14 protein-coding genes and 2 tRNA genes are annotated in these 13,270 nt (G+C 57.0%); 11 read left to right on the top strand and 5 right to left on the bottom strand.

What is annotated here, in order from left to right; genetic code table 11:
* Positions 1-27 precede the first annotated feature (27 nt).
* From gutM to srlA, 5 genes are all read right to left on the bottom strand, one after another.
* Entirely contained in the window at positions 28-387 is a 360-nt protein-coding gene (gutM, locus tag L463_RS01870) for a transcriptional regulator GutM (RefSeq protein WP_015571675.1), read from the bottom strand.
* Positions 388-471: 84 nt separating this feature from the next.
* Positions 472-1,251, bottom strand: coding sequence for a sorbitol-6-phosphate dehydrogenase (gene srlD, locus L463_RS01875; protein ID WP_017382786.1), 780 nt, complete (start codon positions 1,249-1,251; stop codon positions 472-474).
* Positions 1,252-1,265: 14 nt separating this feature from the next.
* Positions 1,266-1,628, bottom strand: a complete 363-nt coding sequence (gene srlB, locus L463_RS01880; RefSeq protein WP_017692786.1) for a PTS glucitol/sorbitol transporter subunit IIA — start codon at positions 1,626-1,628, stop codon at positions 1,266-1,268.
* Between the two features lie 12 nt (positions 1,629-1,640).
* On the bottom strand, positions 1,641-2,600 hold the full coding sequence (locus L463_RS01885) for a PTS glucitol/sorbitol transporter subunit IIB (protein ID WP_023304307.1): 960 nt from the start codon (positions 2,598-2,600) through the stop codon (positions 1,641-1,643).
* Positions 2,597-3,160 carry a PTS glucitol/sorbitol transporter subunit IIC gene (gene srlA / locus L463_RS01890; RefSeq protein ID WP_015571673.1) on the bottom strand — a complete coding sequence of 188 codons (564 nt, stop codon included), beginning with the start codon at positions 3,158-3,160 and terminating at the stop codon, positions 2,597-2,599. Before srlA ends, L463_RS01885 begins: the two co-directional genes overlap by 4 nt.
* A 251-nt stretch (positions 3,161-3,411) precedes the next feature.
* On the opposite strand from srlA, the gene mltB reads away from it, so the two are divergent.
* From mltB to L463_RS01945, 11 genes are all read left to right on the top strand, one after another.
* Entirely contained in the window at positions 3,412-4,512 is a 1,101-nt protein-coding gene (mltB, locus tag L463_RS01895) for a lytic murein transglycosylase B (RefSeq protein WP_015571672.1), read from the top strand.
* A 290-nt stretch (positions 4,513-4,802) separates the two neighbouring features.
* On the top strand, positions 4,803-5,456 hold the full coding sequence (locus tag L463_RS01900) for a metal ABC transporter ATP-binding protein (protein WP_017382783.1): 654 nt from the start codon (positions 4,803-4,805) through the stop codon (positions 5,454-5,456).
* Entirely contained in the window at positions 5,453-6,313 is an 861-nt protein-coding gene (locus L463_RS01905; RefSeq protein WP_015571669.1) for a metal ABC transporter permease, read from the top strand. Before L463_RS01900 ends, L463_RS01905 begins: the two co-directional genes overlap by 4 nt.
* A 14-nt stretch (positions 6,314-6,327) precedes the next feature.
* The gene (locus L463_RS01910; RefSeq protein WP_022649141.1) at positions 6,328-7,206 is read left to right on the top strand and encodes a metal ABC transporter substrate-binding protein; all 879 of its coding nucleotides are present in this window, start codon (positions 6,328-6,330) and stop codon (positions 7,204-7,206) included.
* Positions 7,207-7,336: 130 nt separating this feature from the next.
* Complete coding sequence (pncC, locus tag L463_RS01915; RefSeq protein ID WP_003862172.1) at positions 7,337-7,834, top strand: nicotinamide-nucleotide amidase; 498 nt, start codon at positions 7,337-7,339, stop codon at positions 7,832-7,834.
* An 89-nt stretch (positions 7,835-7,923) separates the two neighbouring features.
* Positions 7,924-8,982 carry a recombinase RecA gene (gene recA / locus L463_RS01920; protein ID WP_015571667.1) on the top strand — a complete coding sequence of 353 codons (1,059 nt, stop codon included), beginning with the start codon at positions 7,924-7,926 and terminating at the stop codon, positions 8,980-8,982.
* Positions 8,983-9,050: 68 nt separating this feature from the next.
* Entirely contained in the window at positions 9,051-9,551 is a 501-nt protein-coding gene (gene recX, locus L463_RS01925) for a recombination regulator RecX (protein WP_017382782.1), read from the top strand.
* A 131-nt stretch (positions 9,552-9,682) separates the two neighbouring features.
* Positions 9,683-12,310, top strand: a complete 2,628-nt coding sequence (gene alaS / locus L463_RS01930) for an alanine--tRNA ligase (RefSeq protein ID WP_032104726.1) — start codon at positions 9,683-9,685, stop codon at positions 12,308-12,310.
* A 241-nt stretch (positions 12,311-12,551) separates the two neighbouring features.
* Positions 12,552-12,737, top strand: a complete 186-nt coding sequence (gene csrA, locus L463_RS01935) for a carbon storage regulator CsrA (RefSeq protein ID WP_000906486.1) — start codon at positions 12,552-12,554, stop codon at positions 12,735-12,737.
* A 342-nt stretch (positions 12,738-13,079) separates the two neighbouring features.
* Positions 13,080-13,172 (top strand) — tRNA-Ser (locus L463_RS01940).
* Between the two features lie 4 nt (positions 13,173-13,176).
* Positions 13,177-13,253: transfer RNA gene (locus L463_RS01945), tRNA-Arg, on the top strand.
* Positions 13,254-13,270 lie beyond the last annotated feature (17 nt).

Raw genomic sequence — 13,270 nt, 5'->3', positions numbered from 1 at the left:
CGCAAGTTTATAACTTTCACAACGAAATTATCCATGTTTCAGATTAAGCGCTAATGATAGTGCATTCTGACAGAGTGAATCATGGGGGAAGATCACATCAGGTTGTAATTCATGCAGCGAAATGCCGTCGATCGCCTGGATTTTGGTCGGACGGGCAAACACCGTTACGCCGCGCATGATGAGGGAATCGCAAACCATATTGTTTTCATCCAGCGCAACAGCGACGACAACCCGCGGTTTGAAGCGTCCCCCGGAACGCCCGACGCCCACGCGTCCCTTCTGACACAGGGCATCAAAGGCGCGGTTAAACTGACGGATTTGCCAGCCGCCAAACGCCATCTGGCAAAGCCAGGCGAGGGCGGCGACGGTGATGAGTGCAGTGACCATATCGGCTCCTTAACTGCCGGGTGCGTCTTACCCGGCCTACGGGGATTGTAACCCCGGTAAGCGCAGCGCCACCGGGGAATGAACTCAGAACATCACCTGCCCACCGGTAACGTTAATCGACTGCCCGGTGCAGTACGAGGCTTTCGGGCTGGCGTAAAACAGCAGCATGTTCAGCACGTCCTGATAATCGCACCCGCGCTTCAGCGGCACTTTGTCGATGTAGTACTGTTCGACGTCCTCTGCTTTGATGCCAAGTTTGGCGGCATACTGCGGCAGCAGGGACTGGAACATCGGGGATTTCAGCAGATTACCCAGCATCAGCGCGTGCACGGTTATGCCGTATTCGGCCAGATCCAGCGCCAGAGACTGCGTCAGCCCGACGCCGCCAAACTTCGCCGCGCTGTAGCCGGAGTTGTGCTTGCTGCCCACTTTCCCCGATTTTGAGTTGATCTGAATGATGCGACCCTGAATACCGTCGCGGATCATCAGACGGGAAAATTCGCGGGCGCAGAGGAAATAGCCCACCAGATTCACCTGCAACGAGCGATCAAAATCCCCCAGTTCGAAATCGCTGATAAAGGCCGCTTTCGCAATCCCCGCGCTGTAGACCAGCAGATCGGTGCGACCAAAAATCTCATCCACGCCGCGGGCCAGCGCCATCACGCTCTGCTCGCTGGTGGCGTCGGCGCCAAATCCATACGCCATCCCTTCGCCAAATTCGGTGTTGATGGCGTCCGCTACGCGGGCGGCTTTCTCACTCTGAATATCCACGACCGCCACGCGGTAGCCCTCTGCGGCAAGCCCATGGCAGAGGAACTCGCCTAAGGTTTGTCCCCCACCAATGACAACGGCAACCTGACTCATGTGTCTCTCCTTTATTACGAAATAAATTTTAACGTGCAGCCTGGGGTGACAGCCTGCGGAACCGGCCCCTCAACGTGAACCGTGCCGGGATACTCCGCCCGCGGCTGGCCGTCGAAACGCAAGGTGATGTGCCCCAGCTCGCGCAGGTTTTGCTCGGCGACGTCACCGACGGCGGTTACGGCATAGCGCGCCTTGCCCAGCTCCAGCTGGCCACCGGCCTTCAGCTCGCCGTTTAACTCGCCGTGGCAGTGGATAAAGCAAAACTCTTCGATATCTGCCGGGGCGCCTTCGCGGAAGGTGATCAGCATCTGGTCGCTCAGCGCATCGGCCGCGCTCTGGCCGATGCGGGTAATGGTGGTCTGGTAAATCACGGTCATGGCAGGAACCTCTTATTGATAAATAAAGCCGGAGACAAACCAGGCAATTAGCACCGTTGGCGCGCCCGTCAGGAAGCGGCTCACCAGCACGGAGGGGACGCCCACGCGCACGGTCTCCTGGCGCGCTTCCGCCAGCGACAGCCCGACGGGGATGAAGTCGCACGCCGCCTGAGCGTTAATGGCAAACAGGGCGGGCAGGGCGAGGTGCGGGGGAATATTCCCCAGACCAATCTGCACGCCAATCAGCACGCCGATGACCTGGGCAATCACCGCGCCCGGGCCAAGAAACGGCGACAGCAGCGGGAAGGAGCAGATCAGCGCCAGCGTCACCAGGCCGAGCGGGTGGCTGGCGAGCGGGGCGAGGCCGTGGGCAATCCAGTCGCCGAGGCCGGAGGCCATGATGATGCCGATCAGCGCCGAGACGAACGCCATAAACGGCAGAATGGTTTTCAGCACCGTGTCGATGGTGTCGCGCCCGGACTGAAACAGCACCGCCACGGCGGACCCCATCCCCATCCCGACCTTCGCCAGCAGGCCGTCGCTCTGCTCGGTGATTTTTTTGCTGGTGTCGTAGTCGCGCGGGGATGCTTTTTGCGGCGCGGGTGTGCCATTCACCAGCGTGATGTTGTCCTCCTTCACGCCCGAGACATAAATGTCCTCAAGGATGTACTGCGCCAGCGGGCCTGATTTGCCCGTGGAGTGAATATTCACCGTCGGAATGCGGCGCTTCGGGTAGATGCCGCAGCGCAGGGTGCCGCCGCAGTCGATTACCGCCACGCCGATTTCCGCTTCCGGCGGCTCGCCTTCCTTGAAGCCGTCGACCGCTTCCCAGCCGGTCAGCTCGCGCAGCCTGTCGACGATCGCCGGGCGCGTGCCCGCGGTGATGTAGACGATCTTTTTGCCTTCGGTGGCGTCGAACTCCAGCGGGCCGCCCCAGCCGCCCGTGCCTTTATCTATGCGGATCCGGTTCATACTGTGGCTCCCGAAAGCTGGACTTTCTCATCAAGCTGAATGCCCATTTTTTTCTCAAAAATGGCGGTAGTGAGGTCCGTTACCCAGCCGCGGAAGAAGTTGGTCACCAGGCCGACCAGCAGATAGCTCACCGCCAGCGGGCCGAGCGGCAGTCCCAGCGTAGTGAGACCGCTGGCAATCCCGAGGTAAACAAACAGCTCGCCGGGGTTAATGTGCGGGAACAGGCCGTTCATTGAATGGCAGCTGTAGGAGGCGGCGGCGTAATAACTCGGCTTGTACTTCTCTGGCATAAAGCGGCCGAGGCTTAAGGTCATCGGGTTGCAGAACACAAAGGTGCCGATGAAGGGCAGGATCAGGTAGCGGGACAGCGGATTGCCGGCACAGCGCTGGGCGAAGCGTTCAATACGCTGCTGGCCGATAAAGTTAATCAGGGCGTTCATGATCACCAGCAGGCTGATCAGCAGGGGCAGGATCCCGGTCACCATGCCGGTGAATACCTCGCCGCCTTTCTGAAACAGCCCGATGAACCACTCGGCGCCGTGGGTGATGGTTTCTATCATTCTTCTCTCCTGTAGGGCGTTTGTTTTTGTCTATCTGCGGCTAATAATAATCACTTTGAAAGGTTTTAAAGTGTTAATCAGATCTCACAATGAAAGAAAAATGTATTATTTTGAAAGTTTATTGGTGAGGTGAATAATTTTTGGTGGAAAAAAGCGCGGATTTGCGTCGGGGAGGTGCGTACCGCTTCCTTGAGGAGTTGGGGATGCTTTACCATACTGGGTTCTTACCGAACTCGTTAAATGGATGCCACATGTTCAAGCGTCGTTATGCAGCGCTGTTGCCTGCGCTTATTCTCCTGTCCGCCTGTAGTAGCAAACCCAAGACCGAAGCCGCTCAGCCAACGGCGGGCGCGCCTTCCGGAGGATTCCTGCTGGAGCCGCAGCACAATATGATGCAGATGGGCGGCGACTTCGCGAATAACCCTGCGGCCGAACAGTTCATCGATAAAATGGTGAGCAAGCACGGTTTTGACCGCCAGCAGCTGCATGCCATTTTGTCTCAGGCGAAGCGTCTGGACTACGTGCTGCGCCTGATGGACAGGCAGGCGCCGACAGCCCAGGTGCCGACCGGGCCAAACGGCGCGTGGCTGCGCTATCGCAAACAGTTTATTACCCCGGACAACGTGCAGAATGGCGTGGTGTTCTGGAATCAGTATGAAGACGCCCTGAACCGTGCGTGGCAGGTCTATGGCGTGCCGCCGGAGATCATCGTCGGTATTATTGGGGTCGAGACCCGCTGGGGACGCATTATGGGTAAAACCCGCATCCTTGATGCGCTGGCGACGCTCTCCTTCAACTACCCGCGCCGCGCCGAGTATTTCTCTTCCGAGCTGGAAACCTTCCTGCTGATGGCGCGAGACGAACAGGACGATCCGCTCGATCTGAAAGGGTCGTTCGCCGGGGCAATGGGCTACGGCCAGTTTATGCCCTCCTCCTATAAGCAGTACGCGGTAGATTTTAACGGGGATGGTCACATCAACCTGTGGGATCCCGAAGACGCCATTGGCAGCGTGGCCAACTACTTCAAAGCGCATGGCTGGACGCCGGGCGGCCAGGTGGCGGTGCAGGCGAACGGCGAGGCGTTTGGTCTGGAAAACGGATTTAAAACCAAATACAGCGTGGCGCAGCTGGCAGCGGCAGGCTTAACGCCGTCGCAGCCGCTGGGCAATGTTGACCAGGTGAGCCTGCTGCGCCTGGATGTCGGAACCGGTTATCAGTACTGGTTCGGGCTGCCGAACTTCTACACCATTACCCGCTACAACCACAGCACGCACTATGCGATGGCGGTGTGGCAGCTGGGGCTGGCGGTGTCTCAGGCGCGTGTGCCGGCAGCGTCACCGTTTAGCCAGTAAGTTACCCTGACGGGTAGGCCGGTTAAGGCAACGCCGCCACCCGGCATGGCTGCCCGCACCCTGACCCTCTCCCACGGGAGAGGGAAGTTTGCAGAAACATTTCGCCACACTCCCATTTCACTCCCACCGTTTACATCTTAATCGACTTTCATTATTGTTATGTTATAACATTATTTTTGAATTGAGATATCCATGTCCCTGTTTTCTCTCTCATCCCCGGTTCGGCTGCTGCTGGCGCTGGTGCTCATTCTGTTTCTCGGCCTGGCCGTGCGCTGGGCGGTGGCGTTGCCATGATCGTGATGAATGACCTGGTGGCGGGTTACGATCGCCAGCCCGTTACGCGCGCGCTGTCCGGCGTGATTGAACGCGGGAGCATGACCGCTATCGTCGGGGCCAACGGCTGCGGCAAATCCACGCTGCTGAAAACGCTCGCCGGCTTTATTCCGCCCGTCAGCGGTACGTTTCGCTGGCAGGGGAGACGTCCGGTGGTGGGCTGGCTGGCGCAGCGTCACGCGCTGGAGGCGCAATTTCCTCTGACCGTGCAGGACGTGGTGAGTATGGGCTGCTGGCCAGCAATCTCACTGTTTGCCGGTTTTCGTCGGGATACCCGCATGCGCATTGCCGGCGCGCTGGAGCGCGTGGGGCTGGAGTCCATGGCGTTCTCTACCATAGATGAACTTTCCGGCGGCCAGTTTCAGCGCATGCTGTTTGCCCGCGTTTTGGTGCAGCAGGCGCCCCTGGTGATGCTGGATGAGCCTTTCACCGGCGTCGATGAAGCGACCTGCAACGTGCTGATGGATCTGATGCTGGAGATGTATATGCAGGGGCAGACCCTGCTGGCGGTACTGCACGACAGCGAACGCGTCTCGCGCCACTTCCCACAAACGCTGCGGCTGGATGCTGATACGCCGCACTGGAAAACCGAGCGGGTGAGGGTGGCATGATCTGGCATCTCTTCTTCCAGCCGTTTATTGAGTACGGCTTTATGCGGCGCGCGCTGGTGGTTTGCCTGGCGCTCTCCGTCAGCACCACTGCGCTGGGCGTATTTCTTCAACTGCGTCGGATGAGCCTGATGGGGGACGCCCTTTCTCACGCCATTTTGCCGGGTGTCGCGGTGGGCTATCTGCTCAGCGGGATGTCGCTGCTGGCAATGACTGTCGGCGGGTTTATTGCCGGGATCGCCGTTGCGCTGGTGGCCGGGCTGGTCAGCCGCCGCACGCCGCTTAAAGAGGATGCCAGCTTCGCGGGGTTTTACCTGGGCTCGCTGGCGCTGGGCGTCACGCTGGTGTCGCTGCGCGGTTCAAATGTCGATCTGCTTCATCTTCTGTTTGGCTCCATTCTCGCCGTGGATAGCGCGTCAGCCCTGTTCGTGACGGGCGTTTGCATGTTCACGCTCCTCACGCTGGCGATTTTTTATCGGGGGCTGGTCAGCGAAGCGTTTGATACCGCGTGGTTGCAGGTGAACGCGCGCTGGCTGCCCGGGATGTTACACGGTCTGTTTCTGGCGCTGCTGGTGCTCAACCTGGTAGCCGGTTTTCAGGTGCTCGGCACGCTGATGGCCGTCGGGCTGATGATGTTACCCGCCGTGGCGGCACGCTGCTGGGTGCGCACACTGCCAGGGTTACTTTTGATGGCGGGTATCAGCGGTATTTTTTGCGCGTGGCTGGGCTTAAGCCTTTCCTGGGCAGTGAGTCTGCCCGCCGGGCCCTCCATTGTGCTGACCGCCAGCGCATTGTTCTTTATTTCAGTTTTATTTGGCACGCGCAGCAGGCTGGCGGATAGCCTGCGGGCGCTTTTTTAACGCAAGGGGAAACGATGAAACGTACAGGATTAGCCGTGGCGCTCGCGCTCGGCATGATGACGCACGGCGTAATGGCGAAAACGCTTAATGTGGTGACCAGCTTTTCCATCCTGGGAGACATCACGCAGCAGGTTGGCGGCGATCGTGTGAAGGTGACGACGCTGGTGGGGCCGGACGGTGATCCCCATACTTTCGAACCTTCGCCCAAAGACAGCGCGGCGCTGAGTAAAGCTGACGTGGTGGTGGTCAATGGGCTGGGGCTGGAGGGCTGGCTCGACCGTCTGGTGAAAGCCTCCGGATTCAAAGGCCAACTGGTGGTTGCTTCGGACGGCGTGAAAACGCACACGCTGGAAGAGGACGGTAAAACCGTGACCGATCCGCACGCGTGGAACAGCGCGGCGAACGGCGCGCTGTATGCGCAAAATATTCTCTCAGGGCTGGTGAAGGCCGATCCTGAAGATACGGCGGCGCTTGAAGCTACCGGTAAACCCTATATTGCGCAGCTCTCTCAACTGGACGGTTGGGCTAAAAAGCGTTTCAGCGACATCCCACAGGCGAAGCGCAAAGTGCTGACCAGCCACGACGCCTTCGGCTATTTCAGCCGCGCCTACGGCGTGACGTTTATGGCGCCGCAGGGGCTGTCGTCTGAGAGTGAAGCCAGCGCGGCGCAGGTAGCGGAGATCATCAATCAGATTAAAGCTGACGGCGTGAAAACCTGGTTTATGGAAAACCAGCTTGACCCACGCCTGGTGAAGCAGATTGCGACCGCCACGGGCGCCCAGCCGGGTGGTGAACTTTACCCGGAAGCGCTGTCCGCGAAGGGCGGCGTGGCGGACACCTACGTCAAGGCGTTTCGCCACAATGTGGACACCCTCGCTAACAGCATGAAATAAGCGTCTCTCTGGCCGATGCGTCCGCATCGGCTTTTTTCTGAAGCCCCCTCGTAAAACCCGACGCGCATCCCCATATTTGATGAGAAAGTGCTATCTTGTGCTGCATGTTTTTCTAAGGCCTGGAGCGAGAATGACTGACCATGAATTGATGCAGCTAAGCGAAGTGGTGGGGCTGGCGCTGAAACAGCGCGGCGCGACTCTCACGACCGCAGAATCCTGCACCGGCGGCTGGGTGGCGAAAGCAATTACTGATATTGCTGGCAGTTCCGCTTGGTTTGAACGCGGCTTTGTGACCTACAGTAACGAGGCGAAAGCGCAGATGATCGGCGTGCGTGAAGCCACGCTTGAGCAGCATGGCGCGGTCAGCGAGCCGGTGGTGATCGAGATGGCGATTGGCGCGCTGAAAGAGGCGCGCGCAGATTACGCTATCTCCATCAGCGGTATCGCGGGGCCGGACGGCGGCAGCGACGTGAAGCCTGTCGGCACCGTCTGGTTTGGCTTTGCCACCTCAAAAGGTGAAGGGATCACCCGCCGGGAATGCTTCAGCGGCGACCGCGAAAGCGTGCGTCGTCAGGCAACGGAATACGCGTTAAAAACGCTCTGGCAACAATTTCTACAAAATACTTGATACTGTATGACTATACAGTATAATTGCCTCAACAGAACAGAAGTCCATGGTGAAGCGCAGTTGCTTCTCCCGGCATGACAGGAGTAATAATGGCTATCGACGAAAACAAACAGAAAGCGTTGGCGGCAGCACTGGGCCAGATCGAAAAGCAATTCGGTAAAGGCTCCATCATGCGCCTGGGTGAAGACCGTTCCATGGATGTGGAAACTATCTCCACTGGTTCGCTTTCTCTTGATATCGCACTGGGCGCTGGCGGTTTGCCGATGGGCCGTATCGTAGAAATCTACGGTCCGGAATCCTCGGGTAAAACTACCCTGACGTTGCAGGTTGTTGCGGCGGCACAGCGCGAAGGTAAAACCTGTGCGTTTATCGATGCCGAGCACGCGCTGGACCCGGTCTATGCCCGTAAACTGGGCGTTGATATCGACAACCTGCTGTGCTCCCAGCCGGACACCGGCGAGCAGGCACTGGAAATTTGTGACGCGCTGGCGCGCTCAGGTGCGGTTGACGTGATCATCGTCGACTCCGTTGCGGCGCTGACGCCAAAAGCGGAAATTGAAGGTGAAATCGGTGACTCTCACATGGGCCTCGCGGCACGTATGATGAGCCAGGCGATGCGTAAGCTGGCGGGTAACCTGAAGCAGTCCAATACGCTGCTGATCTTCATCAACCAGATCCGTATGAAAATTGGTGTAATGTTCGGTAACCCGGAAACCACCACCGGCGGTAACGCTCTGAAATTCTACGCTTCTGTCCGTCTGGATATCCGCCGTATCGGCGCGGTGAAAGAGGGGGACAACGTAGTCGGTAGCGAAACCCGCGTGAAGGTTGTGAAGAACAAAATCGCAGCACCGTTCAAACAGGCTGAGTTCCAGATCCTCTACGGCGAAGGTATCAACTTCCTCGGCGAGCTGGTTGACCTGGGCGTGAAAGAGAAGCTGATTGAAAAAGCGGGCGCATGGTACAGCTACAACGGTGACAAGATTGGTCAGGGTAAAGCGAATGCTATCTCCTGGCTGAAAGAGAACCCGGCGGCGGCGAAAGAGATTGAGAAGAAGGTGCGTGAACTCCTGCTGAACAACCAGGACTCTAAACCTGATTTCGTGGTCGACGGCGCGGATGCTGAAGAAACCAACGAAGACTTTTAATCCTCTCGGATAAAAATGAAGGGCTGCTGATGCGGCCCTTTTTGCATTTCTGAATCGACAGGTTTTTTATGAGTGAACCGACATCACGCCGACCAGCCTACTCACGCTTGCTGGATCGGGCCGTGCGTATTCTTGCCGTGCGTGACCATAGCGAACAGGAGCTGCGGCGGAAACTGTCAGCGCCCGTCATGAGCAAAAACGGTCCGGAAGACATTGATGCCACCGCGGAAGATTATGACCGCGTGGTTGCCTGGTGCTACGAGCATCACTATCTGGATGACGGCCGTTTTGCCGCTCGCTTTCTTGCCAGCCGTGGTCGTAAAGGCTATGGGCCAGCGCGTATCCGCCAGGAGCTGAACCAGAAAGGCGTAGCCCGTGAATCGATTGAAAAAGCCATGCGCGAAAGTGAAATTGACTGGTGCGAACTGGCGCGTGAGCAGGCGGTACGAAAGTACGGTGAGCCGCTGCCGCGTGAATTTTCAGAAAAAGTTAAAATCCAGCGCTTTTTGCTCTACCGCGGCTTCCTGATGGAAGATATTCAGGATATCTGGCGTAATTTTACCGATTGAACGCATGCGGGATTTTACTTCCCACTAAAGAAAACTTATCTTATTCCCACTTTTTCCAGTAGCTGGTCCGTCCAACTGTTTACAGATACAGATCTGCTGCGACATTTCGTTAGCTTGATTTCAGGATAATTATGAGCAAGAGCACCGCTGAGATCCGTCAGGCGTTTCTCGATTTTTTCCATAGTAAGGGACACCAGGTTGTTGCCAGCAGCTCCCTGGTACCGAACAATGACCCGACTCTGCTGTTTACCAACGCCGGGATGAACCAGTTCAAGGATGTGTTCCTTGGTCTCGACAAGCGTAATTATTCCCGCGCCACAACCTCACAGCGTTGCGTACGTGCGGGCGGTAAACACAACGATCTGGAAAACGTCGGTTACACCGCGCGCCACCACACCTTCTTCGAAATGCTGGGTAACTTCAGCTTCGGCGACTATTTCAAACACGACGCCATTCAATACGCGTGGGAACTACTGACCGGTGAAAACTGGTTCAATCTGCCGAAAGAGCGTCTGTGGGTGACCGTGTATGAGACCGATGACGAAGCGTTCGACATCTGGGAAAAAGAAGTGGGTATCCCGCGCGAACGTATCATCCGTATCGGTGACAACAAAGGCGCGCCTTACGCGTCTGATAACTTCTGGCAGATGGGCGACACCGGCCCTTGTGGTCCGTGCACCGAGATCTTCTACGATCATGGCGACCACATCTGGGGCGGCCCTCCGGGAAGCGCGGAAGAAGATGGCGATCGCTACATTGAGATCTGGAACATCGTCTTCATGCAGTTCAACCGTCAGGCCGACGGCACCATGGAGCCGCTGCCAAAACCGTCCGTAGATACCGGTATGGGCCTTGAGCGTATCGCGGCCGTTCTGCAACACGTTAACTCCAACTATGAGATTGACCTGTTCAGCACCCTGATCAAAGCCGTTGCTGAGGTAACGGGCGCAACCGATCTGAGCAACAAATCACTGCGCGTTATCGCAGACCATATTCGTTCCTGTGCGTTCCTGATTGCTGACGGCGTTATCCCGTCGAATGAAAACCGTGGCTATGTGCTGCGTCGTATCATTCGTCGTGCGATCCGCCATGGCAACATGCTGGGCGCGAAGGACACCTTCTTCTATAAACTCGTTGGGCCACTGATTGGCGTGATGGGCTCTGCCGGCGATGAGCTGAAACGCCAGCAGGCGCAGGTTGAACAGGTTCTGAAAACCGAAGAAGAGCAGTTTGCCCGTACGCTGGAGCGCGGTCTGGCGCTGCTGGACGACGAGCTGGCGAAACTCAAGGGCGACACGCTGGATGGCGAAACCGCTTTCCGCCTGTACGACACCTACGGCTTCCCGGTTGACCTGACCGCGGACGTTTGCCGCGAGCGCAACATCAAAGTTGACGAAGCAGGCTTTGAAGCCGCAATGGAAGAGCAGCGTCGTCGTGCGCGTGAATCCAGCGGTTTTGGCGCGGACTACAACGCGATGATCCGCGTTGATAGCGCGTCTGAATTTAAAGGCTACGAAGAGCTGGCCCTGACCAGCAACGTAACCGCGCTGTTTGTTGACGGTAAAGCCGTAGACAGCATTAGCGTGGGCCAGGAAGCGGTTGTTATCCTGGATAAAACGCCGTTCTATGCGGAATCGGGCGGCCAGGTTGGCGATAAAGGCGAACTGAAAGGCAATGGCTTCAGCTTCAGCGTAAGCGATACCCAGAAATACGGTCAGGCAATTGGTCACCAGGGCAAACTGGTTTCCGGCTCTCTGAAAGTGGGCGAGGGCGTTCAGGCCAACGTTGACGAAGCTCGCCGCGCGCGCATTCGTCTGAACCACTCGGCAACCCACCTGATGCACGCCGCCCTGCGCGAAGTGCTGGGTACGCACGTTGCACAGAAAGGTTCTCTGGTTAATGACAAAGTGCTGCGTTTCGACTTCTCGCATTTTGAAGCGATGAAGCCGTCTGAAATTCGTGCGGTGGAAGACCTGGTGAATGCCCAGATCCGCCGTAACCTGCCAATCGAAACCCACATCATGGATCTCGAGGCAGCGAAGAAGAAAGGTGCGATGGCGCTGTTTGGCGAGAAATATGACGACCGCGTTCGCGTGCTGAGCATGGGCGACTTCTCTACCGAACTGTGTGGCGGTACTCACGCATCCCGCACCGGTGACATCGGCTTGTTCCGCATCGTTTCCGAGTCGGGGACGGCGGCAGGCGTGCGTCGTATTGAGGCGGTGACCGGGGAAGGCGCGATTGCCAGCCTGCATGCGCAGAGCGACCAGCTGCACGAGATCGCGCAGCTGCTGAAAGGCGATAGTCAGAACCTGGGCGAAAAAGTGCGTGTCGCGCTGGATCGTACCCGTCAGCTGGAAAAAGAACTTCAGCAGCTGAAAGAACAGGCTGCGGCGCAGGAGAGCGCAAACCTCTCCAGCAAAGCGGTAGACATTAAGGGCGTCAAACTGCTGGTCAGCGATCTGGCGGGCGTTGAGCCTAAGATGCTGCGTACCATGGTCGACGATCTGAAGAACCAGCTTGGTTCGACGGTTATCGTGCTGGCAACGGTCGCAGAGGGTAAGGTTTCTCTGATTGCGGGCGTCTCTAAGGATGTGACGGATCGTGTTAAAGCAGGGGAACTGATTGGCATGGTCGCCCAGCAGGTGGGTGGCAAAGGTGGCGGTCGTCCGGACATGGCGCAAGCCGGTGGTACGGATGCGGCGGCGCTTCCCGCGGCATTAGCCAGCGTTGAAAGCTGGGTAAGCGCGAAACTGTAATAACTACAAAGCACAAGCAGACGCCATAGCGGTAACGTTATGGCGTCTTGCTCACTGCGCTATCGATAACGATAAAGTCAGGTTGAGTTTGTGTATATCGGCTAAACTTACGTTTAACAGAATGTGATGCCGTGACTGCTTACACTTTACGTGTTTGTCATCGCTTACTTTTTGGCGTTATATGATGGATAATGCCGGGATACAAGAGACCCGACTCTTTTAATCTTTCAAGGAGCAAAGAATGCTGATTCTGACTCGTCGAGTTGGTGAGACCCTCATGATTGGGGATGAGGTCACCGTGACAGTTTTAGGGGTAAAGGGTAACCAGGTACGTATTGGTGTTAACGCTCCTAAAGAAGTATCTGTCCACCGTGAAGAGATCTACCAGCGTATCCAGGCTGAAAAATCCCAGCAGTCCAGTTACTGATATTGTCGCGTCTCGCTGTCGGGCGAGACGCAACCCTCCTGCTATTTTTCCTGCATAAAGTTACCGTTCTATTTCAAACGCTTCGTTTTTGACCACTCTCATAATCTTATCTCATCCAAAAGACGCGCTTCTCTCAACACAATTCTGTGAAGATGCCTGCAAAATCCGCTTATAAAACACTCTCTTTGCGGCTTTTACATGCGAATTGGGTGCGAATTGTGCAAACGAAAAAAGCATGTGGAAAATTGTTTGACTTATAAGTCCCAGAAAGTAATATATGCGCCACGCAGCGACGAGAAGCTCTTAACGAGTTGCTCGAAGCACTCGAAAGAGGCGTTGTGTGGTGAGGTGGCCGAGAGGCTGAAGGCGCTCCCCTGCTAAGGGAGTATGCGGTCAAAAGCTGCATCCGGGGTTCGAATCCCCGCCTCACCGCCATTTTGCATCCGTAGCTCAGCTGGATAGAGTACTCGGCTACGAACCGAGCGGTCGGAGGTTCGAATCCTCCCGGATGCACCATCTATTACTTCATATTG

It is taken from the genome of Enterobacter sp. BIDMC 27, assembly GCF_000534415.1.
In the GTDB taxonomy this organism is placed as follows: Bacteria; Pseudomonadota; Gammaproteobacteria; order Enterobacterales; family Enterobacteriaceae; genus Enterobacter; species Enterobacter hormaechei_C.
This window is presented reverse-complemented; position numbering and strand designations above follow the sequence as displayed.

Coding starts and splice junctions, on each gene's coding strand:
- gutM (WP_015571675.1), bottom strand. CDS start 387: ATGGTCACTGCACTCATCACCGTCGCCGCCCTCGCCTGGCTTTGCCAG.
- srlD (WP_017382786.1), bottom strand. CDS start 1,251: ATGAGTCAGGTTGCCGTTGTCATTGGTGGGGGACAAACCTTAGGCGAG.
- srlB (WP_017692786.1), bottom strand. CDS start 1,628: ATGACCGTGATTTACCAGACCACCATTACCCGCATCGGCCAGAGCGCG.
- L463_RS01885 (WP_023304307.1), bottom strand. CDS start 2,600: ATGAACCGGATCCGCATAGATAAAGGCACGGGCGGCTGGGGCGGCCCG.
- srlA (WP_015571673.1), bottom strand. CDS start 3,160: ATGATAGAAACCATCACCCACGGCGCCGAGTGGTTCATCGGGCTGTTT.
- mltB (WP_015571672.1), top strand. CDS start 3,412: ATGTTCAAGCGTCGTTATGCAGCGCTGTTGCCTGCGCTTATTCTCCTG.
- L463_RS01900 (WP_017382783.1), top strand. CDS start 4,803: ATGATCGTGATGAATGACCTGGTGGCGGGTTACGATCGCCAGCCCGTT.
- L463_RS01905 (WP_015571669.1), top strand. CDS start 5,453: ATGATCTGGCATCTCTTCTTCCAGCCGTTTATTGAGTACGGCTTTATG.
- L463_RS01910 (WP_022649141.1), top strand. CDS start 6,328: ATGAAACGTACAGGATTAGCCGTGGCGCTCGCGCTCGGCATGATGACG.
- pncC (WP_003862172.1), top strand. CDS start 7,337: ATGACTGACCATGAATTGATGCAGCTAAGCGAAGTGGTGGGGCTGGCG.
- recA (WP_015571667.1), top strand. CDS start 7,924: ATGGCTATCGACGAAAACAAACAGAAAGCGTTGGCGGCAGCACTGGGC.
- recX (WP_017382782.1), top strand. CDS start 9,051: ATGAGTGAACCGACATCACGCCGACCAGCCTACTCACGCTTGCTGGAT.
- alaS (WP_032104726.1), top strand. CDS start 9,683: ATGAGCAAGAGCACCGCTGAGATCCGTCAGGCGTTTCTCGATTTTTTC.
- csrA (WP_000906486.1), top strand. CDS start 12,552: ATGCTGATTCTGACTCGTCGAGTTGGTGAGACCCTCATGATTGGGGAT.